We start from the raw sequence: 24,061 nt of genomic DNA on the forward strand, positions 1-24,061 counted from the left end.
ATCTCTTAAAAGTGTTGTTTAAAAAGAAAATGCCCGTCTTTTGACGGGCATTTCAGGTGGTTTCCACTCCGCTCAACCACCTTGGTTTCTAGTTTCTATTTCAACGACACGCGTCACGGTGACTTCGACTTCGCTCAGTCACCAATCTTAAATTTTATCTACACGGATCAAAGTATCTGCATCTTCTTCGATATCTGTTGAAAGGCCTTCAAAATTATCAGAAGTAATTTTTAAATCAGTTGCCAATACCTCATCACAAATAAACTGTTTATTCGCTTCAGCAGCCAATTGGATAAACTCGGATGATTTGAGTGTCAGACGGATCTTATCCGTTACCTCCAATCCTGAATCTTTCCGCAGGTTCTGAATGCGGTTTACCAACTCGCGGGCCACACCTTCCATGCGCAAGGTTTCGGTAATCGTACTGTCCAGGGCAACCGTCAATCCGTTTTCAGAAGCGACCAGCCATCCCGGAATGTCTTCCGCACGGATATCGAAGTCACTCATGTCCAGGATAATTTCGTCCCCGTCAATAAGCCCGGTCCAGCCCTTATTTGTTTCCACTTCAGCAATAGCGTGCTGATCCATTTGAGCGACCAGGGCAGCAATTGCCTTCATTTGTTTCCCGTATTTCGGGCCGATGGTTTTGAAATTCGGTTTAATAGATTTCACAAACACGTTATTCTCGTGAGCCAGGAGTTCCAATTCCTTCACATTTACCTCAGAAAGAATCAATTCCTGAACATGCTTGATGTTTGCAGCAAAGTGATTATCCAAAATCGGAACCATAATCTTTTGCAAAGGCTGACGCACACGGATCTTCTCTTTTGCCCGCAATCCCAATACCAGGGAAGAAACGTTCTGAGCGATCTCCATTTGTGCTTCCAGCTCCAAATCGATCAAATCTGCATTTGATTTCGGGAAGAAAGCCAAATGAACAGAATTCACCGGATGACGGCCCGAAATAGCATTCAAGTCAGAGAACAACTGATCCAGGTAGAACGGCGCAATCGGTGAACCCATGATTGCAACTGCTTCCAAACACGTGTATAATGTCTGATACGCCGAAATCTTGTCAGTTTCGTATTCGCCTTTCCAGAAGCGGCGGCGACACAAACGTACATACCAATTCGACAACTGATCCGAAACAAAATCCTGGATCAAACGACCTGCTCTTGTAGGCTCGAACGAGGCATAAGCTTCATCTACCTGTGCAATCAGTGAATTTAATTTCGACAAGATCCAGCGGTCAATTTCAGGACGGTCATCCAGGGCAATCTCTGCCTCTGAATAATTGAATCCATCTATATTCGCATACAGCGCAAAGAAAGAATACGTATTGTAAAGCGTTCCGAAGAACTTACGCTGAACCTCCGTAATTCCATCCGTGTCAAATTTCAGGTTGTCCCAAGGCTGTGCATTGGTTATCATGTACCAGCGCGTAGCATCCGGACCGTATTTCGAAAGTGTTTCAAAAGGATCAACCGCATTTCCCAAACGTTTGGACATTTTTTGTCCGTTCTTATCCAGAACCAAACCGTTAGAAAGCACATTTTTATATGCAACCGAGTCAAAACACATCGTAGCAATTGCATGCAGGGTATAGAACCAGCCACGTGTCTGATCCACACCCTCTGCAATAAAATCTGCAGGATATGAAAGATTATTATCGATCAGTTCCTTATTCTCAAAAGGATAGTGCCATTGTGCATAAGGCATAGCTCCCGAATCAAACCACACATCGATCAGATCACTTTCACGCTTCATCGGTTTCCCTGAAGGAGAAACCAGGATAATTTCATCCACATAATTTTTATGCAAATCGATTTGTCCGTAGTTCTCTTTTGAGAAATTATTCGGTTTAAATGCCGCCAAAGGATTTTCACTCATCAATCCGGCAGAAACAGCCTTATCACATTCCGCTTTTAATTGTTCTACAGACGAGATGCAGATACGCTCATCCCCATCTTCGGTTGACCAAATCGGAATCGGAATTCCCCAATAACGTGAACGCGACAAATTCCAGTCGTTGGCATTCTTCAGCCACTCACCAAAACGTCCAGTTCCGGTTGAAGCCGGTTTCCAGTTGATGGTATTATTCAACTCCATCATACGTTCCTTCACATTGGTCACTTTGATAAACCAGGAATCCAGCGGATAATACAATACCGGTTTATCTGTTCTCCAGCAATGCGGATAACTGTGTTCGTATTTTTCGATTTTAAAAGCCCGGTTCTCAATTTTCAGTTTCAGTGCAATGCGTTCGTCAACCGACATATATGCTTTCAAATCCGGAATGATCGCTTTCAGGCTTTCTTTCTGTTTTGCAAGCTCGATTTCTTTTTCCGCATCCGTCAGGTAATCCGTTTTCACATATTCACCTCCCAATCCGAAAACAGCGTCGGAAACTTCCATCCGGAAACGGCCACGCAGGTCAACCAGGGGAACCGGCACACCTTTTTCATCCAGAACCAGCATAGCCGGAACACCGAATTCAGTTGCAACACGCGCATCATCCGCACCAAAAGTAGGTGCGATGTGGACGATTCCCGTACCATCCGAAGTAGTCACGAAATCTCCTGAGATCACACGAAAAGCCTGATCCGCGTTCTCAAACGGCAAAGCTCCCGGAAGCAGTTGTTCGTAACGGATTCCGACCAGATCAGAGCCACTGCAAGAACCAAGAATTACAAACGGGATTTGTTTTGCTCCCTGTTCGTAAGTGCTTAATTCACTTTCTGTTTCAACCTGCAGAAATCCTTTTCCAAAATGAGCCGAAACCAAGTCTTTTGCCAAAACAACCTGAACAGGTTCGTACGTATACGGATTGAAGGTTGAAACCAGGACATATTCGATCTTTGGTCCGACACAGAGTGCAGTGTTGGAAGATAAAGTCCAGGGAGTTGTGGTCCAGGCCAGGAAGAATGTTTCCACCCCTCTTTGTCTCCCCTCAAGGGGAGAGTTGGAAACTGCCTCCTCCCTTGAGGGAGGATTAAGGAGGGTGGCGGGTAGAACCTGATCCTCTTTTATCTTAAACTGTGCAACAACCGTTGTATCTTTCACATCGCGGTAACAGCCCGGCTGGTTCAATTCATGTGATGAAAGCCCGGTTCCGGCAGCAGGTGAATACGGTTGAATCGTGTATCCCTTGTACAACAAATTCTTCTCATACATCTGACCCAGCAACCACCAAACAGATTCCATGTATTTCGGATCAAAGGTGATGTATGGATTTTCCATGTCCACCCAATACCCCATTTCTTCCGTCAAGCGATTCCAGATATCTGTGTAGCGCATCACTGCTTCGCGACATGCTTTATTATAATCTTCTACCGAGATCTTCTTCCCGATATCTTCCTTTGTAATTCCGAGTTCCTTTTCTACCCCTAATTCCACGGGCAAGCCATGTGTATCCCAACCGGCTTTACGCTTTACCTGTTTTCCTTTCAGGGTTTGATAGCGACAGAAAATATCTTTAATAGAACGAGCCATAACGTGGTGAATTCCCGGCAAGCCATTTGCTGATGGCGGCCCTTCAAAGAAAACAAACGGCTCTGCTCCGTCACGGGATGTGATAGAAGCTTCAAAAACGCGTTCATTTTTCCACTTTTCAAGAACTGCCTTTGCAACATTCGGCAAATTCAATCCTTGATATTCTTCGTATTTACGACTCATTCGTCTGTGTATTAAATAATTTTGGTCTTTTCAAAAAAGACTGCAAATTTAATAAAAAGGATCGAGAGCCTAAAGGCGAATTCAAAATGAAAACTTCAAAATTCAAAACCGGATCCTTTCATATTTCGTATTTTTCATTTTGAATTAATTTAATTCGTTAAATTCGCTTCGTTGGATTCATTGAATAACATAGAAATTAGTGCTTTAGTCAGCAAAGTAAAAACAGGAGATCAGAATGCTTTTGCGGAGGTCTATGATCGTTATTGCGGAGCGATTAACGGAGTGATTTCTCGTTTTATTACCGATGATGACATTGCCCAGGATGTGCTTCAGGACACCTTCATTAAGGTTTGGAAAAACATTCAGATGTATGATGATACCAAGGGCAGTTTTTTCACGTGGATGCTCAATATTGCACGAAATACTTCTATTGATGCATTGAGAAAATTAAAAAAAGAAGGCAAGTCTGAAATCCAAGTTCTGGAAACCACCGTAAATAGTTCTGTAACAGTTCAGCAGAATGTAAGTACCATCGGATTAAGACAATTGGTAGAGCGCCTTCCGGCAGAACAACAAACAATGATTGAATACTTATACTTCAAAGGCTACACGCAACAGGAAGTGGCAGACGAGCTGGAAATTCCGCTCGGGACTGTAAAAACCCGCTCGCGAATGGCCATGATGGAGTTAAGGAAATGGTTTACATTATTGATATTGTGGATATAAACGAATACATAGCGTCAGGAATTTTGGAGTCGGTAACACTCGGTCTTGCTTCCCCACAGGAAGTTCAGGAGGTTGCGTGCCTATCTAAAATATATCCTGAAATTCAGGCAGAGTTTATTCGCGTTCAGAAACGCTGCGAGGAGATGATGCTTGAACAAGCGCAGGCTCCTGATACAGCTATCCGGGCTTCCATATTAAAAAAGATCGCCGAAACCCCACAGGAAAATCCTTCAGGTAATGCGGATCCTGAGAAAAAGCAAGAAACAAAAATTATCGCTTTAAATACAGCTACTGAAATAAAAGGGGTAAGCCCGATGTGGAAAATGATGGCAGCTGCCTCATTGATCTTAACCCTTGGAATCGGTTCTTTGTGGTTTGTTTCCAATCGCGAAGTGAAACGCCTGGATTCCGCATTAGCCTCAATGGAAACCGAGCATTTGAAAGACAGCCAGGTTTTACAGGCCTTATTACTGGAGAAAGATCATTTACAAACAGTACAAGAAGTATTAGCAGAGCAAAGTACCCGAACAGTCTTAATGAAGGGAACTGCAAAGGAACCGGATGCTACTGTGAAAATAATGTGGAGTGCAGATATGAAAAAAGCAGTGATGCATGCTGAAAAAATCACTCCACCGCCAGCAGACATGCAATATCAATTGTGGGTAATCGCTGACGGGAAACCTCTTTCAGTTGGTTTATTCAACTACGATGAAGTAGAACAAATGACAGATCCATTTGACGTGAATGCTCAAAACATCAGCGCATTTGCAATTACCCTGGAGAAAAGAGGCGGCAGTCCTACTCCAACGATGGAAAACATGGTGGTAATGGGACCGATCAATAGTTAATTGATTTATAAAATATAAACAGTAAGGGCGAAAAATTTTTCGCCCTTACTGTTTTTTGCATTTTGCATTCATCCTTTTGAATTAATTTTAAGTCATGATTCGTCCTCCTCAATTAGTACCCGGTGATACCATTGCACTTGTTTCTCCTGCAAAGGCGATTGAAGCTTCTTACATTGATTTTGCAAAACATTATTTCGAAGACAGGGGATTCAAAGTAATTGTTGGTTCGGGCGCTTCAAATACCTACCGGTATTTTTCCGGAACAGATACAGAGCGTGCAAACGATCTGCAATGGGCAATTGATCACCCGGATGTAAAAGCGATTGTCTGCAACCGGGGCGGATATGGTGCGGTAAGATTATTTGACCTGGTAAATTGGGCCAATCTTTTACGTGAACCGAAATGGATCCTGGGCTTTTCAGACATTACTAATTTCCATTGTCTTGGACTGAAACTGGGGATTGAAACAGCACACACGAGTATGCCCCTGAATTTTCAGGAAAACTCGGAAGAATCACTGGAATCATTAGTGAATGTTCTGCTCGGAAAAGAGAATCAATACACCTGGAATACGCATCCTTCCAATAAATATGGAATGGCAACAGGAGATGTGGTAGGGGGAAATCTATCTATCCTTTACTCCCTGCTTGGAACCCCTTACTCCCCGAGTTACGATCATGCTATTTTATTTATAGAAGACATAGGTGAACAAGTATATCATTTAGACCGGATGCTAATGGCATTTAAATTTGCAGGCGTATTTGACCGCATTGCAGGCTTAATCGTGGGAGGAATGACCGACATGAAAGATACGGCAGCTCCTACACTCTGGACCCCCGAGGAGCTCATCCTGGAACATACCAAATACCGTTCGTTTCCAATTGCTTTTCAAAGTCCGGTAGGTCATGTTTCAGATAACCGGGCATTCATTTGCGGTCGTTCAGCTACCCTCACCACGACAGAAAATCAAAGTTATTTTTTCCAATAAACTAAATAATTCTTCTTCTGGTACTGTTTTTGATCCACTTGTTCCGTACTTTTGTACTTGAAAATTGACTTATGCGTGTTTTTCTAATTGGTTTTCTGATTCTTATACTGTCCTCCTGTGTAGATATCTGGGATGATATTACCATTCATGCAGACGGGAGCGGTACCTACAAGTATACCGTAAACATGAGTGCCAGTAAGGTAAAGATCAATTCGATCCTGGCCCTTGACAGCGTAGAAGGAAAACGGATTCCCAAACTTCCAGAGATCAAAGAAAAAATTGAATACTACCGCAACAAACTGGAAGAAAAACAAGGAATTTCAAATGTTAAGGTAGAATCGAATTACGACGATTTTATTTTCAAAATTTCCTGCGATTTCGAATCCGTTGCAGACCTTCAGGATGGTATTCGCGAAATTATAAAAGAAGAGATCAAAGACAAGAACGATCCCGCTTTGGATGAGAACTGGCTGACTTGGGATGGGAAAACATTAACCCGGATAGCTCCCAATTTTCAGAGTGTCATTTATAAAATGAAAGCAGAAGACCAGGAGAAACTAAAAAAAGGAAAATACACTTCCGTTTCCCGATTTGACAAAGCCATTGTAAAATGTGATAATCCACAGGCCCGGATCTCTCCAACTAAAGTTGCAGGTCTGATCGAATCCACTACTTATTCCGTGGGAACGAACCCTTCAATTCTGAAAAGTACCTTTACCCTTTCAAACTAGTTTCGCAGATTGCAGGAAAAAGCCGTCAATTTAACACAAGTTATCAACCAAATACTGGTTCATACGGTAAATAGCACATCCAATTCAAAAAATGATTTTACTTTCGTGTAGAATCCGTTCATTCGCTCATTTATGAAAATTAAAATCTTAATTCCGATTACCCTTTTGGGAGCTGTTTCATGGGGACAGAAATCAGAAGATATTATTCCCAAGGATGCAGTCACCATCTTTAGTCTGAACAATATCTCCATCCTTCAGAAAGTATCAATGGATGAGTTGGTTTCATATGATTTTATGACTGAATTGCAGTCCGAATTATTTGATGGTTCTACCCAGGGAAAAACATTGAAAGATGCCGGAATTGACTTCAATCAGAAAATGAATATTTTCTACGGAAAGAATCCTGAATTTGAAATTTCAGGTTTTACATTCGGGATCAGCGATAAAGAAAAACTATTCACCGTTTTTGATGATTTTGACCGCAAGGAAAGCCTGGTTGCGGGAACGGAATATTACAACAACTATTTCAATCATTTAATGATCCAGGGAAATGTTGGTTTGTTAATCCGCGTAGATACCGATCAGCAAAAACTAACCGAAATAACGGATTCTATCTGGATCTCCAGAGGTCTTGAGCTTCCATGGATGGAAGATGAGTATTACGACGAGGAAGGAATAGACACTTACGATGAGGAAGAACTGAGCGATGAAGATCCTGCATTGAATGAAGAAGGTGACGAAATAGAAGAAATTATCGAGGAAGAAGTGGATGAGACTCCTATCGCCATTGATGAAACAAGTGATCTGTTCAAGAATTACTATGAATTGCGCGACAGTATCGAATCGGAATATTCCCGCAAACGACTGTTCATCATTACGGAAGAATTATTCGTAAAAAAGATCAATTTAAAAGCATTGGACAGCCGTTTGGCAGGTCAATTGACACACCCTTCAGACGGAATTTTCTACCTGGACAACAGCCGGAATTTTAAAAATACAAACAGTCTGTTTTACCTGCAGGCAATGTTTCCCGATTTGTACCGCGACCTGAATGAACTCTATACGGGGAACGTCATGCTGGGAGATATCGTTTTGAATCAGAAATCCATTGACCTGAAAGTTGAAGCTTACTACGGAGAGGGATTAGGAAGCATTTACCAGGAACTAAACAGTGCAAAATTCGATAAAAACGTATTAAAGTACATCCCGAAAAACAATACCGGTTTTTTCACTTATCAAATTGATTTGAAAAAGGGTTATGAAAAAGCGTATGAAGTAATCATGCCAATCCTAAGCGAAGAAAAGAACGCTCGGATTTCCGCAAACGTATTAACTATTGAACTTCTGAATGACTTCATCAATACCGATGAGCTTTTCAATACGTATAAAGGAAGCATGTTCGGAACCTTCAACGGGATCAAACGCGTAAAAACAAAGCGCATTGAGTTCTTTTACGATGAAGAAACCTTTGAATACGGGGAAAAAGAAATCGAAGCGGAAGAAGACATGCCTATCTTCACTTTAGGATTTACAACTGCGCGTCCCGACATCCCGAACAAAATATTGAAGCACATGTCCCGTATTACTTCCCAATTTAAGAACATGGGAGATTACTGGGTGTATGAAGAAGCAATTTTGAACTCGGTTCCTTTGTACATGATCAATAAAAACGGCTTGTTCATTTTCACCAACGACGAGGATCTGGCTAAGAATCATTCCAACGGATACGGTGCAGAGGCAATTACCGGAAAACTGGCGAAAAATGCTGCGAAAAGCGGTTCTATTTACGGATACATCAACCTGGGAGACATGATCAATCGTTTACCTGAGTCCATTTTGAACGATCATCGCTTTGCAGTATTAGCATCTATGAAAGGTAAAAAAGGAGAAGTTGAAGTAATCTCCTCCAAAACGACCCGTCAGAAAACAACTTACAATCTTACTTACAGTTTTGAGGGTACTTTTGACAACGCGGGGAAATACCTGTTAGATTTGGTTAACACAGCATATCTGGTATCTACAACGCGCTAAAATGAGAACAGAGGGAGTTGGAAATAAAGTTATGTTAATCGCATTGCTGTGCGCAGCATTGGCTTTGTTTCTTTATATCCGTCCGCGTCTGCTTGCTCCCGATCCGCCGCCTTCCCTTTTAGACCGTTTACCTGAAAGCGAAATAGTGGGCAGATACAATTTGCTCGACATCGCCCGGGAAACAAACTCCATGATGTTTAAGAACAAAGTTCCCTTTAGAGAATACATGACCTATGATTTTCTTTTGGGGCAGGCAAAGGGAATAGGACTTGATATCCAAAGCACCGGATACTTCTTCTCCAATGGAACAGATGAATGGGGAACTTTCGTAACGGTCATTGACAGTTCAAAAATTCAGAACGGCTTGAACCGCCTGGAGCAGTATACTCATATTTCCGACACCCTGGTTTACAACAGGAAAGTAAAGAAGATCAAAGAATTGAATCTTTACATTTTCTACGATAAAAACTATTTGCTGGTGTACAAGGGATCCAAGTTCAAAAGAAGATTAGGAAAGGCTCTTTTTGCACACGAAGGCGACATGGAAAATTCCTGGGAAAAGTTCCTGAAAAACCCAATATTTAAAAAAGAAGATATTGTTCTCTATTCAAACTCTCCCAAACTTAAAAAGTTCGGATTTGATTACGCTATGTTTGCACATGACAGTGATTCACTGAACATCAAATTGAAGACTTATCTTCATTCAAACAAAAACCTGAAAATCAAAGAGAAGAAAGCAGGAATAACATTTGAACGAAGTAAACAATCTACAAAAGCACTGGAAATTCATCTGGACATTTCTGAATTTAAAAAAGATCCCAACGGTCCGCTTTACAAATGGATCGTTGAACTTGGAAAAAAAGTGAGCTTTCCTACAGCTGCATTCTTTGAAGCCTGGGATGGGGACTTGTCTTTCCAGGAAGGGGGAACACAACTGATCAATGAAGAAGTTGTTGAAATGAGCTACGATGAAGAATTCAATCCGATCGAGATCAGAAAAACAAATAAAGTAGCAGTTCCTGCTTATTCCCTGATATTTTCTGTAAATGGAAACGGGCAAAAATTGGTTTCGGCACTTTTTTCAAAAGGAATCATCACAAAACAGGGAAAACATTATCATTTCCTGTTCTCTCCGCCACTGACACTCAATATTCTTCCAAAAAGCATCAGTGCCTACACATCCGGAAGATCACCCAAAGTCATATCGGGATCTACCTGCAATGGTTTGTGGAACTATCACGGTACCGATATCATTTTTCACATCGATTCGTTAAAGAAAAAAGAGATTTATGGTTCTCTTGAACTGGAAGTCGCGAGTTTGATTAAACGGGGGAAACTTAAAAGATAATTACGAATATCCTCCCCCTTTACCATCGACTAGCGCCTTTCAGGCTAGTCTCAGTCTTTCCGTCGTGGCGGACTATCGCGAACTCTTCCCCTCCTGCGCCTATGCTGTAGTTTCAGCGCAAGCATAAAGGGGAAACATTCAGAACTCCTAATTAATACGGAATAAAGACATTTTTGGCTTCGGTGAAGAAACGGAGTGCTTCCCAACCGCCTTCCCTTCCAACTCCGGATGCTTTTACACCTCCAAATGGAGTTCTCAAGTCACGAACCAGCCAGGAATTGATCCAAACGATCCCTGCATGGACTTTATCAGCTGTTCTGTGCGCTCTTTTCAGGTCAGAGGTCCAGATAGTAGCGCTAAGTCCATATTGTGTACTATTCGCCATCATAAGCACCTCTTCTTCGGTGTCAAACGGTGTTAATGTAACAACCGGTCCGAAAATCTCTTCCTGGTTCGTTCTGCAATCGTAAGAGAGACCTTCGATCACAGTTGGCGCAATATAATATCCGCCATCATACGGAGCTTCCAAATGTACCTGATTACCACCAGTCAAAATCGTCCCACCCTCTTCTTTAGCCAGCTCAATATAAGAAAGTACTTTTTCCATATGCGGTTTGGAAACCACTGCACCCATTTTTGCATTCGGATCCGAAGGATTGGAAACGGTCAATTTTTCCACACGTTCAATAAAGGCTTTTTTGAATTGGTCGTAAATGCTTCGTTCGACAAAGATTCTCGATCCGCACAAACAGATCTGGCCCTGGTTGGCGAATGATGAGCGAACCGTCGTTTTGATCATTTCATCAAAATCGCAATCTGCAAAAATGATGTTCGGGTTCTTTCCACCCAATTCCAATGATAGCTTCTTAAACATAGGTCCGGCAGTGCGTGCAATGTATTCACCTGTTTTCGTTCCTCCCGTAAAAGAGATCGCTTTGATCTTGGGATGTTTTACGATGGCATCGCCGGCAAACTGACCCAAACCGTGCACAATATTCAGCACCCCTGCAGGCATACCACTTTCTTTAACTACTTCGCTCAATAAATAAGCTGTATATGGTGTAATTTCAGAAGGTTTTGCAATGACGCAATTTCCGGAAGCTAATGCAGGTGCAATTTTCCACGAAAACAAATACAATGGCAGGTTCCATGGTGAAATACAACCAACAACCCCGATTGGTTTACGGGTTGTGTAATTGATTCCCATTCCCTCCATGTAATGCGATTCGGAAGCAAAATGTTCGACAGCAGTTGCGAAAAAATGAAAATTTGAAATTGCCCGCGGAATATCCACGTGTGCAGCCAATGAAAGCGGTTTCCCATTGTCGCGCGATTCAGCGGCAACAAATTCATCCATGCGCCTTTCAATTCCATGACTGATCCGCATCATGATAGCCCCGCGTTCTTCATTGGTCATATTCGACCAAATCGGGAAGGCTTTTTCTGCTGCTATAACAGCCAATTCGACATCTTCTTCAGTAGAGTTTGGGATTTCACCATATACTTTTCCTGTTGCAGGTTCGTAATTATCGATGTACTGACCTTTCACGGGTGCAAGTAATTCTCCATTGATAAAGTTCTGAATGCGAATCATAGTTTGATTTTATTTCAATGCAAAGATAAGATAGTAATTACGAATACCGAATGCCTAATGCCGAATTTGTAGAGACAGTCGTATCTATATTTTAAACTTCACACCGACCTGTAAGTACAGTGAAAAATTCAATCCGCCTGAATTGAGATAGTTTGTTGAAATCCCCAGGTTTGTATAGAAACGATCGAATCCCAATGAGGATGGGTTATTCTTGTAAGCAGCACCAATATAGAGCGCGTGGACCAATCCGGCATTACTGCGATCACCCAGGTAAGTTAAATTACTGCCGGTATACACTGCAAGAGTCGGGTGAAAATCATGGATTATGGATCGGTTTGCATTTCCGATAACGATTTGTTTGAAAGGATTGTAAGAAAAGATCAGATAGTCCGTCTTCACCATTGCCTGGATACGAGCTTTCAGATCGATTCCCACATTGACACTGTATTCGAATCGCGTTCCCGCATATTGTGCATAAGCTGAAAGAGCGGAGGCTTGAAAATCGTAATTCCAATAAGTTGCTTCCAATCCATACTCCAAAGCATTCAATCCACCCCTGGATTCAGGTAAACACTGATGCGGATTCAATGTGTCCAAAGGATAATTGATCCTGAGTGAATCTCCAGCAGAAAGACAAGTAGAGCGATTAGAATAAATATTCCAGTCTTTGTTCTTCAAATACCCGGCAGGAACCACAGCAAAAAAATACGGCCTGTTCCGGATTCCGAATTTGGTTTGCCAAACAATTGGCTGGTCATAATTCCTGTCGAAATAGTAATATCTTGACGGTGAAACATAATCCCGGGGCACAATGAGTAAATATTCATCCTCCAGGCGTTTCTTTCTCAGCTGCAGGTTTTGCATGATATATATTTCCGGCAAGAGTTCCGATTTCAATTTCATTGGAGCGTTCATGTCTTTGTCGCAGACAACGCATTCATTGTAATCCGCCCGAATCTCTTTCTTTGTCAGGATTCCGTACGACTCAAAATCCACCTCTTTTATCCTGGCACGGTACCGCTCGTGTCTCCACCAGCCATCGCCACTGAGTTCCAGCTTCCACTTAACTATTTTCGCATATTGCGAGTTCTTGCTCAAGGTATAATAAACCTGGTTTTTAGAAAACAAATGAGGTTCCATTTCGAGAACCACGTAATTCGTTCGCCCATCATTGAAACGGATGATGTTGCAATTTTTCATGATCGAATCCGAGAGAACGAAGCAGGTTTTCGTGTTCCCGAAATACTCGTACAATTCCGTACTATCCTCCACCAATCGTTTACCGGCGTAAAATAAATGAATTTCTACCCTTCGGTGGTTCTCATTTGGATTTCGAAGTGCATTTTCTTCTCCCCTGGCAAAACTGGAGACGGGTGTTTTGGCCGGAAGGATCTCAGTCAGGTATTCTTTCACCTTTTGCGCACGTTTTTTTGAAAGCCGGAAGTTGAGTTTCTTCTTCCCGGTGGAATCCGCATAGCCAATAACCTGAAGACTATCAATTTTCTTTAGGTTATGTGCAAAAATGTATTTATTGATCTGCTGTTTATTGTCATCCAGCAGTTTATAATCCCCGCTCGGATAATAAATAGAAAACACTTCCTGGGTCAAGGCGTGATGCTTACATAATACCAGAAGTATCAGTAACAAGCCCGTTTTTCTATTAAACGAAAAAAGACCCGCCAGCAGACGGGTCTTCCGATTTTTTTTCCGCATCACAAGAGCGAATATAGTTTTAATCCCGAATTTATAGAACGTTCAAAAGTTTAAATGTTCAAAAGTTGAACGATTTTGGATCTGTTTGAACTTTTTATTGTTACTCGTGAACGATCAGTTTAAACCCTTTTCCATGGATATTCAGAATTTCAATGCGCTCATCTTCCTTCAAAAGTTTACGCAATTTCGCTATATACACATCCATTGAACGCCCGTTAAAATAATTATCGTCTCCCCAGATTGCACGCAATGCGGCTTGTCTGTCGAGTACTTCATTTCGGTTCTTACATAATAAATGCAGCAGCTGACCTTCTTTTGTAGTCAATTTCTTGTCTTCATCTTTCAAATGGAGGATGCGTGAAACGGGCTCATACCGGATCGTACCGATTTGCTGCATTTCACTTTCTTCCCCATCAGAAGGGCTCGTACGTCTCAAAATTGCTTCAATCCGGGCCATCAACTCTTCCATCGTAAATGGTTTTGTCATGTAATCATCCGCCCCGCTTTCAAATCCTTCGAGCTTGTCTTCCTTCATTGCCTTGGCCGTAAGGAAGAGAATCGGAATTTTCGGATCAATCAGCCTTACTTCTTTTGCGAGGGTAAAACCATCCATTTCAGGCATCATCACATCAAAAATACAGAAATCGAAATGTCCGTCTGTGTATTTTTCATATGCATGCTTTCCATTGCGGGCAAGTTCTACCTGGTAACCTTTAGCTTTCAGAAAAGTTTGTAATAATTGACCCAGATTGTCGTCATCTTCTGCTAATAAAATTGATTTTTGCTTAGCCATAATTATCTTTTTATTGTTACACGAAATTCGGAACCTTCTCCTACCTGACTTGTTACGTGTAGGCTCCACCCAAACAGTTCTGAGAGTGCTTTCACATAGCTTAAGCCCAACCCGAAACCCTTCACATTATGAACATTTCCGGTTGGAACACGGTACAATTTATCAAATATTTTCGAGATATGTTCACGTTTTATTCCAATTCCTTTATCAATGACGGACAATTCCAGCCGATCAGCGAAAACTTCCAGTTTCACGGTTACATGGATTTTGTCCTTACTATATTTAATTGCGTTATCAACTAAATTATTCACCATATTGGTGAAATGCATGCGATCCGCTTCAATATACACCTCTTCCTTAGGCATTTGAAGAATCAATTCCCCGTCTAATCCGGCAATGCGGAAGGAAGCCGTTTTTGCCACAGATTGGATGACTTCGATTACCGGAACCTGCTCCATCCTCACTTTTAATTCACCGCGATCAATTACTGCACTTTGAAGGATCGACTCAACCAAAACTCCCAGGCGTTTATTTTCTTCCTGAATCATTTTGACAAAAGGAGCCGCATTTTCTGTTTGTCCACCCATCATAGCCGGATCGTGCATTGCTTCACAAGCCAATGAAATAGTTGAAATAGGTGTTTTAAACTCGTGAGTCATATTGGAAATGAAATCATTTTTCAATTCATACAACTTCTTTTGAGTCAAAATGGTACGGAACATGTATGAAATTGTGATAATAATCAGGACAGCGAGGATCAAACTTACGATCAGCAAGCTCCCCATGGATTTCAGGACGAAGAATTTACTATTGGGGAAATTCAAATGCAGCGAAAGTTTATCTTCCAGGATTTTATTCGGGAAAAGCATTGCTGCCTGGGTTTTAACGGTATCCAGATTCACATCGTAATTTTCCAGGCTTTGTTTGAACTTGACCGGTTCATTGTTTTCCTCAACAATTACAAATTTGAAATCAATCGGGAGTTTATCTGCAAGCAGTTCTGTTTGAATGATCGAATCCAGGATTTTCAAATTGATTCTTTTTTCAGGGTCCAGATACATATTGTCTCTGAAAGTCTCCACCATCAATTCGTTGATATACTTTGCTTTTTTGACAATCTTATGCATCACCCGCTGATCCAGATGATATGCTGCACGAATAGAATCTTTGTGAAACAAACTCGTTCCTCCTCCATCAAACAATTCGTGGATCTGCCGGACATCTCTGGCCAGAACCTCCTGTTTCGAATATAACCCGGAGATAGAATCATAGCTGTTCCCGGTTACGATCAAATAATTTTCCAGTTTCCCCTTTACCGTCAGCACCGTATCCCGAATAGAAATGGATTCCTTCACTTCGAATAAATTCTGGAATTCCTCTTTCAGCACATCCTTGTATTGGCCGGAAACGTCCTTACTCATTAAGCTTGAGTACCTGCGCACATCCTCTACTTTTTCATAACGGATAGCAATTCGTTCAAGGGCAGTATTGACCTTGCTCTTAAAGTCATCTGACTTCCGATCGTACAGCTGAAGGGTTTGGAAGATCTGAATCAACAAGAGAGCCAGCATGGCAATCCATACTGCAGTAATAACGAGATTGATTCTAATCTTGATCATAGCATAGCGAATGTAGGCGAAATGTTAAAATTAACGATTCACTTAACGTTTTTTAGGAGAAAGATACCGTTTAAAAGAATCACTTCGCACACTAATCTTTTTGCCTGAATTTATTGTCGGGGAATTATTGCTAGGCTTATATTTGAAAATTTCTGACGTTTGCACCTTTTAGAAAACTACTTTCCCTTTGTTGAACCGTGCTAACGCTTGTTCCTTCGCTTTAAGCAATTCAAATTGCTTTGCTCAGTCTTCACCAGCCACGGCTGGCTCTTATCAATCCGCCGTGGCGGATCACTTTTTCTTATTCCCCTTCTTTTTAGGCTTGCCGTATTTATCCTGCATTGCCTGTTTATGGTTATAGCGAACATTGACTTTCTTGTTCTTGTCTTTCTTTTCGTGGAATGCTGGTCCGGTCTGATCTTTTGAGGGCGATTTAACCAGGGAATTCTTCATTGCAACCTGTGGTTTCTCAAAATCCAGTACCAATTCCGACAATTCCACTTCATCCGGGAATTCCTGAATAGTTACTTTCTTATTCATGAATTCTTCGATACGTGTAAAAAGATCCCGGTCCTTTTCCGTTAGAAAACTGATTGCATGACCTTCCTTATCCTGGCGGCCGGTTCTACCAATTCTGTGAATATAATTTTCCTGGTTATCCGGAATGTCAAAGTTGAAAACATGCGTTATATCCGTTACATCGATACCACGGGCGATCAAATCCGTTGCAATCAATACTTTATAAATCCCGTTTTGGAAATGGTTTACCGCATTGAAACGGAAATTCTGCGCCTTTTGAGAATGAATGATTCCCAATTCAACATTGAAAATCGGTTCCAATTCCTCGAATAATTTATCGGCCAATACACGTGAAGAAACAAATACCAGCACTTTGGTCATATCCTTATTCTCCTGAAGCATGTGCTTCAACAAATTCACTTTTGAAGTGAAATTCGGAACTGCGAACGCTTCCTGTTTGATTTTTTCCAACGGAGTACCAACGCGTGCCGCCTCAATTTTAACAGGGCTGTCAAAATATGTTCCCAGGAATGTTTCCACTTCTTCTGAAAGTGTTGCTGAGAACAACAGATTTTGTCTTTTCTCAGGAAGAAGTTCAAAAATACGCATCAATTGCGGTCTGAAACCCAGGTTTAGGGTTTCGTCCACCTCATCAATAACTACTTTTTTAATATGTTTGAGCTGTAACGATCCGTTGGCGGTTAAATCAAATAATCTGCCCGGTGTTCCCACCAAAACATCTAATCCCTGCAAAACCATTGATGCCTGTGTGTTGATATTCGCACCACCATAAACACCGCCTACCGCAACATTCATATGAGGAGTTAATTTCTCAACTTCCCGGACCACTTGCACCACCAATTCTCTTGTCGGAACAATGATTAAAATCTGCGGATGCGGTTCCTTGGAAAACTTCCACAGAGAAAGAGTGGGAAGCAAATATGCGAGTGTTTTTCCTGTTCCGGTTTGCGCCAGACCAATGACATCTCTTCCGGACATCATTACCGAAAATCCAGCAGATTGAATGGTGGTAGGAGTAGTATAACCCAACTCATCCAAAGCAGTAAGTATTGGTTTTTTGATGTTTAAATCGTGAAATGTCATGAGGAAAATTTTCACAAAGGTAATCAATCCCTTTTTGTATGCTTGGATAGCTTTATACTTTCTGAAAAATTGGCTTTTAAGGCTCTGCACGAGTTCCGCGAAAACAGAGACTATTACCTGATAATCAATGATATATCAAGTAATTTGAATAAAAAAATTAACATTCATCAGAAAAAAAGTTTTTTATATTTGACTTGCTAACACACTGATTCTAATCCGATTAGAATCAAACAAACGTTACTACTACTATGATAAAGTCTACTCTTTGCGTAATCTACGCTGCATTCCTTTGTGTGCGGTTAACAGCACAAGTCACCGTTTTTGAAGCCATGTCGGCCCAGATTGATTTCATCAGCCCCCGGAGCTATACCCAGGAAGCGGGCAAAAAATACAACAGTGAAAGCTACCATTCGCATCCCGACTTCGGGAAACTGACTTTCGATGCGCCATACGGTAAAAACGTCGTTGAAGATATCAACAAAAGAACCTATGATTCAAGGTATTATATTGATCTGAATAATCCGACCTTTTTCTACATTCAGCAATCAAGCAAGCCAATCAATATACTACAGAACGGAATCTGGCGGGCTATCGATCCAACGCTTCATGCAGTTTCACCCCAGGTATATCAATCCGGAGTTCAGCCCTGCCCTACAAAACTGGACCTGGGGAATAAAAAAACAAGTATCCGATTGGGAGAAGAAGAATTTCAATTCAACCATTATTCATTGAAAGTGGTGCATAATGACAATTCTATTACGATGCATCAGGCAGATTGGTCACAAATCTCCGTTGGAAATGAAGGAGCCTATATCACAGATGTTTTTCCCGGAATTGATATGAAACTGGTTTTCAGAGAGGCTAGTGTTGAATCCGACTTTATTATCCGTGAGAACCTGCATGTGAAAAGATTGATCTTTGTTGATCAGTTAGAAATTCCTGATTACCTGAATGGCTTCATTTATACTGACGAGACAGTTCAAAACGGACCGGTTATCTTTGAAAACATCCATACCGGGGAAGCAGAAATAAAATTCAGCGGTGTGAGATGTCACGACGCATCAGAAGACAGATATTCATGGCTCAACCCGTATACGTTGAACGGAAGTACTTTGGAAATTCTATGTGATTCCGCTCAATTAAACGACCCTGCAAAAGTATATCCGATAACAATTGATCCTTTGGTTACAGTTGTCGGACCAATAGCTTCAGCGAATAATTTAATGGGTTCACGGCCTTCACCGGCATTTTGCTCTACTACGCTTAACATTACCTTCCCTGGTGGATCAACACCCTGGGATGTTTCCGCCGGATGGACCATTGTTTCCGATTTTTGTTATTTAACTTCCGGTTGGTTCTATGATGATTGCTGGAGATCCGAAGCCCAGGTTTGGGTTACCTCCTCCTGTGGGGGAATTTCTCCTACCGGGGCACCGGGGACTATTTGGGCTTGCACAGCAGGCTGCAATAATATCGGAACGTGGAATCCGTTGTTGCCTTTTGCAACTTCAGGAACACAAACCCTTGCACAATGTTATACACCGTCCTGCGCAAATCAGGCACTCAGCTTTACAATTAATTTTAATCGTTCCTATTGCGCGGGAAATGGTACTTATGATAATTGCAACTGGGCAACCAACTACTGCAACTTTATGAACAACTGGAATGTAACTGTTCAGGGAAGAAATGCAGAAACATTGGCAAATACAGCTACGGGAAATGGTGCGGCAACTTATGCGGCTCCAAGCTGCGCTTCCGGGACAACCTTGTTAAATCCGGCGGCTCAATACGGTGTCCCGGGGTATACTTATTCCTGGTCCACGGGAGCAACATCCAGCACCCTGACAGTTCCAAACGGGCCGGTTACCTATACCTGCCAGGTAACGGATGCATGCGGAACCGTGCGAACCGCCACCTTCACAATCACGTGTCCTTTGGCAATCAATTTAAGTGCATTTGAAGTAGAAAATTCAGGAGATGATGTGGAAATCAATTGGGTAAGCAGCTTTGAAAAAGAGAATCATCATTTTATCCTTTTAAGAGCCGGAAGTGATTTGAAATTTGAAGAAATCGGACAAGTTTTGAGTCAGGGTGATTCCGAGGATGCCCAGTTTTATTCATTCTTGGACAGGTATCCTTTTGACGGTATAAACTATTATCAATTGGCAATGGTTGATATCAATAACGAAATAAAGCTGTCCGATATCCGGTCAATTGAGAAAAAGAGTTCTTCCCGATCTATTACTGTTTCCCCGAATCCGAATAATGGGAGCTTTTCACTAAGCATGGTTATTCCTGCAGGTGGAGATTATCTTGTTTCAATAAGTTCTGCCGAAGGAAAAACGGTTTTCCAGCAAGTATATTCGTTTGAAAAAGGTAGCTGCACTATTCCATTTAACAAACTGAACATTCAAAAAGGATCCTACATTACACGCATTCAATCGAGCTCAGGAGGAGAATTTAAGCTGGAAGAAAAAGTCATCATAGAATAAGTATTGCATACCCAAAACCCAAAGCAGTCAAAAACAAAACCCCGACGCCCGTCAGCTGACGGAGTCGGGGTCACTCTGCTATGAGTTTGCTGGTTGGTATGATCTTGAATTCCTTTGACGCTGTAACTCAGTGTTCAATCCGGATTCAAGGCTTTACCGTGGTATTACATTTTAGGCATCAATACTTTGTCAATTACATGGATCACTCCATTTGACTGATATACATCGTAAGTAGTGATATTTGAAACATTTCCCGCTTCATCTTTGATCGTAATGTTGTGATCGCCATTCATCATAGCCCACAATTTACCTCCTGAAACAGTTGTCATTTCAGCTTTACCTCCTCCTTTCTTAATTGCCGCAGCAATCGTATTAAAGTCCATCTTACCCGCAACTACGTGATAAGTCAATACTTTTACCAAAGTTGCTTTGTTCTCCGGTTTCAACAAAGTTTCTACCGTTCCCGAAGGAAGATTTTCGAAAGCGTCGTTTACTGGAGCAAATACCGTGAAGGGACCTTTTCCCTGCAGGGTCTCCACTAAACCCCCGGCTTTCACCGCCGCTACCAATGTCGTATGATCTTTTGAATTTACTGCGTTCTCTACAATGTTCTTTGCAGGATACATAGACTCTCCACCAACCATTACAGTTACATTTTGAGCAAATGAGTTGGAAAATAATGCTGTTGAAGCAATTAGTGCAATTGATAATAAACCCTTTTTCATAATCGTAAGTTTTGAATTAAAATAATTTGACTCAGTTACGACCTGAAAAAAGTTTTGGATTTCGAAAAATGAAAAAAAATTGAAATTATTTCTGAAACAAATTATAATCAGCTGATTAACAACTTACTTCAATAATAAAAGTCCTACGGTGAAATAGATGAAAAGTCCCAATACATCATTCGTTGTGGTAACGAAGGGACCTGTTGCCAATGCAGGATCGATCTTATAGCGATTTAATATAAGCGGGATCATTGTTCCGAAGATGGCAGCGAAAATAGTTACGGTTAACAGGGAAATACTTACTACTAAAGCCAACCGATAATCATTGAAGAAATAAGAAAATCCAAAAATGATAGAAGAGCAAAGTAAGCCGTTAACCAAACCAACGATGGATTCTTTTCCTACTTTTGAAAGAATACTGTCAAAAGGATCATTTCCACGCGCCAGTGACTGTACTACAATTGCAGAAGATTGTACTCCGACATTTCCACCCATCGCTGTGATCAGAGGGATAAAAAATGCAAGTGCAGGAAGATGGGTAATGTTGGTTTCGAAACGGGAAATTACCTGCGCACTCAGTATTCCTCCGAGCATTCCTATTAACAACCAAGGCAAACGGGCTCTGGAGATACGGAAAACACTTGAATTCGATTCAACTTTTTCAGAGATCCCTGAAGCCAACTGGAAATCCTTGTCGGCCTCCTCCTTGATCACATCCACCACGTCATCGATGGTAATACGGCCTACCAATTTTCCTTGTAAATCAACAACCGGAACCGAAACTAAGTCGTATTTTTCCATCACTTTAGCAACCTTCTCAGAAGAATCACTCGTAGTAACAAAAATCAAATTTTTGCCTTCGTATAAATCCCGAATGGGTGTTTTAGGGCTTGCAAACAGCAATCTTTTAAGAGAAAGAACTCCAACCAGTTTATTCAGATCATCAATAACATAGATCGTATAAACCTGCTCAACATCTTCCGCCTGCCGCCGAAGTTCAACCAGGGCACGGTTTACCGGCCACTCCAATCTTGCCTGGATAAACTCTTTTTGCATCAATCCACCGGCAGTATCTTCATCGTAATTTAAGAGATCAACGATATCATCAGCGGCATCATCATCCTCCATTTGAGAGATTACTTCCTGGATTTTGTCATCCGGGAGTTCTCCCAAGATATCTGCGGCATCATCCGAATCAAGATTCTCCAACTGCTCCGCCATTTCCTTACTCGACAAAGTCCCCAGGAAGCGGTCACGAACCTCTTCATCCAGCTCCATCAGAACATCCGCCTGAAGTTCTTCATCCAATTGATAATACAAGTACCTGGACTGCTCCATGGATAATTCATCCATGATTTCTGCAATGTCAGCAAAGTGAAGGTCTGTAATGTGGAGTTTAATCCATTGATCATCCTCCGACGAGATAGCTTGTCGGATGCGCTCTAAGAATTCTTTCGTAAGTTCGAAACGCATGGATACTCAATTTTGATGCAAAAGTAAGTCTTTAAAAGCCAAGAAGCAACCTATTGCTGTTTACCACAATATTAAATCTTGGAAGCAGCTCAAATAAGTTAACTATCCCTTTGGGTATAAAACCTTCCTGCCGGTAATAAAGAATGCGAAGAAAAACGCTACAAATGAAACGCCTGTTTGGGTTTGCAAAGTATCTTCTATCAAAAAGGAAAGCATGGTAATCACCAGGAATCCCGTCCATTCGAAGGCATTCATCTTCAATGCTGATACCAGCTGAATAAACCATAAACTCACGAAAGCAATAAAACAACTAATTCCAGCCGCAATCCAGGATGTGAGAAATTGATTATGGGTCAGATGTTGGTTTTCAATTGTCAACTTCGAATGATTTGACCGATAGGCTGAAGCGAAAGATTCCTTCAGGTCTCCAATCCCCACCCCAATAAGCGGATGTTGCTTAATGATTGTTACTCCTGCTTTTAGAGACTCTATTTTTTCGAGAAGAGACTTTCCATTCGGGTTTTCCGAACCGTTCAACTGACCACGCATCCGGTATAACTGAGCAGATATTCCGCCTTTTGCCATTTCAACAGAAGCAAACCCTAATTCCACGTTGCGGATATCGCGTTTACTCATTTTCTGGAAATCAACAGAATCTTTTTTCAATCCTTTGGAAGTCATATACCTCCACAAAATATTGCGGATCGGATTTCCTTTCAAATCTACTCCTGTCCGGTAATCCACTTTTGATGATTCGGACCACTCCTTTTCCAATTCTTCATCAGCAATGAAGGCATGAACCGGATACCCGTTTTCCCAATTCATATTCTCAATCAGATCGAAGGTATAGAGATTTCCATTTACTGTTTTTGTTCCGTAATCATTGGGGCTGATATGAACTTTACGCGGAGTCGGCTGAAGTTTTATGTACAGGAAGATGCAAAGGAACAACACAAATGCACTGAATGAGGCGATAAACGTTCTTTTTATCCAAATTGAGCGAATGGATTTAACTTTAAAATAAAACATCATTAAAACCACCCCTGAGAGTGTAAACACTCCCATCCAGATTTGTGAAAGGTTGGTATAGTAAATAAACCACGCCGCCAAAACAAGCGCAATCCACCGATAAGGGAATTTCCGGATCCACCAGGCGGCACAAAATACCAGTGCCAGGATAATCATCATGGCATAGCGTAAATGCGATACAAACAACGAGAGGCTTCTTATATCGTCATAGACCTTGGAACCCCACCAATGAAAATAAGTTCCCACATTGATAAAGCTCGTAATGAAAACGGCTGACAAAAAGCTTAAAACCACCCATTTGTAATGTTTAAAGCTAGTTAAAGGTATTGCAACAATTGCCAGCGGCATAACATACAATGTGAGTTCCCTGCGAATCATATTCCAAGCTTCGCCCTTATTTTCCGACCAAAAGACAGAGAGGAGTTCCACAGCAAAATAGGCAAATAAGAGCCAAAGCCATTTATTCGAACTCCAATTCTTCCAAACCTTAGGCCAATCCCAAAGTAAAATAAGGTTGAGTCCCAACAACATTGTTCCAATGGAAAGAGGAATTTTACTAAAGGGCAGACCGGCTGCAATTCCGATCATTGCAACCAATTGAATACAATAATGAACGGGTTTCCCGGTCAGTTTATCCAGCATAAGTAATCGCT

General features: G+C 41.5%; 16 protein-coding genes. 7 read left to right on the forward strand and 9 right to left on the reverse strand.

Annotated elements, in window-relative coordinates; all coding sequences use genetic code 11:
* Positions 1-147: 147 nt before the first annotated feature.
* Positions 148-3,675 (reverse strand): isoleucine--tRNA ligase, encoded by a 3,528-nt coding sequence (gene ileS / locus K0S23_RS11805; RefSeq protein WP_300357533.1) that lies wholly within the window; start codon positions 3,673-3,675, stop codon positions 148-150.
* A gap of 171 nt (positions 3,676-3,846) precedes the next feature.
* On the opposite strand from ileS, the gene K0S23_RS11810 reads away from it, so the two are divergent.
* From K0S23_RS11810 to K0S23_RS11835, 6 genes are all read left to right on the forward strand, one after another.
* Positions 3,847-4,401 carry a sigma-70 family RNA polymerase sigma factor gene (locus tag K0S23_RS11810; protein ID WP_300357535.1) on the forward strand — a complete coding sequence of 185 codons (555 nt, stop codon included), beginning with the start codon at positions 3,847-3,849 and terminating at the stop codon, positions 4,399-4,401.
* Complete coding sequence (locus K0S23_RS11815) at positions 4,371-5,249, forward strand: anti-sigma factor (protein ID WP_300357538.1); 879 nt, start codon at positions 4,371-4,373, stop codon at positions 5,247-5,249. The genes K0S23_RS11810 and K0S23_RS11815 overlap by 31 nt, the downstream gene beginning before the upstream one ends.
* Positions 5,250-5,343: 94 nt before the next feature.
* Positions 5,344-6,237, forward strand: coding sequence for an LD-carboxypeptidase (locus K0S23_RS11820; protein ID WP_300357541.1), 894 nt, complete (start codon positions 5,344-5,346; stop codon positions 6,235-6,237).
* 71 nt (positions 6,238-6,308) lie between these two features.
* On the forward strand, positions 6,309-6,968 hold the full coding sequence (locus K0S23_RS11825; protein WP_300357543.1) for a hypothetical protein: 660 nt from the start codon (positions 6,309-6,311) through the stop codon (positions 6,966-6,968).
* Between the two features lie 132 nt (positions 6,969-7,100).
* Positions 7,101-8,999, forward strand: a complete 1,899-nt coding sequence (locus K0S23_RS11830) for a hypothetical protein (RefSeq protein ID WP_300357545.1) — start codon at positions 7,101-7,103, stop codon at positions 8,997-8,999.
* Between the two features lies 1 nt (position 9,000).
* A complete protein-coding gene (locus tag K0S23_RS11835) occupies positions 9,001-10,347 on the forward strand; it encodes a hypothetical protein (RefSeq protein ID WP_300357548.1) in 1,347 nt (448 codons plus the stop codon).
* 151 nt (positions 10,348-10,498) lie between these two features.
* On the opposite strand, the gene K0S23_RS11840 is transcribed toward K0S23_RS11835, so the two are convergent.
* The 5 genes from K0S23_RS11840 to K0S23_RS11860 form a co-directional block, all read right to left on the reverse strand.
* The gene (locus K0S23_RS11840) at positions 10,499-11,941 is read right to left on the reverse strand and encodes an aldehyde dehydrogenase (RefSeq protein ID WP_300357550.1); all 1,443 of its coding nucleotides are present in this window, start codon (positions 11,939-11,941) and stop codon (positions 10,499-10,501) included.
* Between the two features lie 84 nt (positions 11,942-12,025).
* On the reverse strand, positions 12,026-13,588 hold the full coding sequence (locus K0S23_RS11845; protein ID WP_300357552.1) for an OmpA family protein: 1,563 nt from the start codon (positions 13,586-13,588) through the stop codon (positions 12,026-12,028).
* Positions 13,589-13,754: 166 nt separating this feature from the next.
* A complete protein-coding gene (locus K0S23_RS11850) occupies positions 13,755-14,447 on the reverse strand; it encodes a response regulator transcription factor (protein WP_300357554.1) in 693 nt (230 codons plus the stop codon).
* Between the two features lie 2 nt (positions 14,448-14,449).
* Complete coding sequence (locus K0S23_RS11855) at positions 14,450-16,066, reverse strand: HAMP domain-containing sensor histidine kinase (protein WP_300357557.1); 1,617 nt, start codon at positions 16,064-16,066, stop codon at positions 14,450-14,452.
* Between the two features lie 291 nt (positions 16,067-16,357).
* Positions 16,358-17,689 carry a DEAD/DEAH box helicase gene (locus tag K0S23_RS11860; protein ID WP_300357559.1) on the reverse strand — a complete coding sequence of 444 codons (1,332 nt, stop codon included), beginning with the start codon at positions 17,687-17,689 and terminating at the stop codon, positions 16,358-16,360.
* 293 nt (positions 17,690-17,982) lie between these two features.
* Between K0S23_RS11860 and K0S23_RS11865 the strand changes: the two genes are divergently transcribed.
* Positions 17,983-20,181, forward strand: coding sequence for a hypothetical protein (locus K0S23_RS11865; protein WP_300357561.1), 2,199 nt, complete (start codon positions 17,983-17,985; stop codon positions 20,179-20,181).
* Between the two features lie 164 nt (positions 20,182-20,345).
* Here the strand turns inward: K0S23_RS11865 and K0S23_RS11870 are convergent, their stop codons facing one another.
* The 3 genes from K0S23_RS11870 to K0S23_RS11880 all read right to left on the reverse strand — a co-directional run bounded on the left by K0S23_RS11870 (position 20,346) and on the right by K0S23_RS11880 (position 24,050).
* The gene (locus tag K0S23_RS11870) at positions 20,346-20,906 is read right to left on the reverse strand and encodes a fasciclin domain-containing protein (protein WP_300357564.1); all 561 of its coding nucleotides are present in this window, start codon (positions 20,904-20,906) and stop codon (positions 20,346-20,348) included.
* A gap of 123 nt (positions 20,907-21,029) precedes the next feature.
* A complete protein-coding gene (gene mgtE, locus K0S23_RS11875; protein WP_300357565.1) occupies positions 21,030-22,379 on the reverse strand; it encodes a magnesium transporter in 1,350 nt (449 codons plus the stop codon).
* A 102-nt stretch (positions 22,380-22,481) separates the two neighbouring features.
* On the reverse strand, positions 22,482-24,050 hold the full coding sequence (locus K0S23_RS11880) for an O-antigen ligase family protein (protein WP_300357568.1): 1,569 nt from the start codon (positions 24,048-24,050) through the stop codon (positions 22,482-22,484).
* Positions 24,051-24,061 lie beyond the last annotated feature (11 nt).

This window comes from Fluviicola sp., assembly GCF_029266855.1.
In the GTDB taxonomy this organism is placed as follows: domain Bacteria; phylum Bacteroidota; class Bacteroidia; order Flavobacteriales_D; family Crocinitomicaceae; genus Fluviicola.

Excerpts from the sequence above, each read along its gene's own strand:
- ileS (WP_300357533.1), bottom strand. The coding sequence starts at position 3,675 with ATGAGTCGTAAATACGAAGAATATCAAGGATTGAATTTGCCGAATGTT.
- K0S23_RS11815 (WP_300357538.1), top strand. The coding sequence starts at position 4,371 with ATGGTTTACATTATTGATATTGTGGATATAAACGAATACATAGCGTCA.
- K0S23_RS11820 (WP_300357541.1), top strand. The coding sequence starts at position 5,344 with ATGATTCGTCCTCCTCAATTAGTACCCGGTGATACCATTGCACTTGTT.
- K0S23_RS11825 (WP_300357543.1), top strand. The coding sequence starts at position 6,309 with ATGCGTGTTTTTCTAATTGGTTTTCTGATTCTTATACTGTCCTCCTGT.
- K0S23_RS11830 (WP_300357545.1), top strand. The coding sequence starts at position 7,101 with ATGAAAATTAAAATCTTAATTCCGATTACCCTTTTGGGAGCTGTTTCA.
- K0S23_RS11835 (WP_300357548.1), top strand. The coding sequence starts at position 9,001 with ATGAGAACAGAGGGAGTTGGAAATAAAGTTATGTTAATCGCATTGCTG.
- K0S23_RS11840 (WP_300357550.1), bottom strand. The coding sequence starts at position 11,941 with ATGATTCGCATTCAGAACTTTATCAATGGAGAATTACTTGCACCCGTG.
- K0S23_RS11850 (WP_300357554.1), bottom strand. The coding sequence starts at position 14,447 with ATGGCTAAGCAAAAATCAATTTTATTAGCAGAAGATGACGACAATCTG.
- K0S23_RS11855 (WP_300357557.1), bottom strand. The coding sequence starts at position 16,066 with ATGATCAAGATTAGAATCAATCTCGTTATTACTGCAGTATGGATTGCC.
- K0S23_RS11860 (WP_300357559.1), bottom strand. The coding sequence starts at position 17,689 with ATGACATTTCACGATTTAAACATCAAAAAACCAATACTTACTGCTTTG.
- K0S23_RS11870 (WP_300357564.1), bottom strand. The coding sequence starts at position 20,906 with ATGAAAAAGGGTTTATTATCAATTGCACTAATTGCTTCAACAGCATTA.
- mgtE (WP_300357565.1), bottom strand. The coding sequence starts at position 22,379 with ATGCGTTTCGAACTTACGAAAGAATTCTTAGAGCGCATCCGACAAGCT.
- K0S23_RS11880 (WP_300357568.1), bottom strand. The coding sequence starts at position 24,050 with ATGCTGGATAAACTGACCGGGAAACCCGTTCATTATTGTATTCAATTG.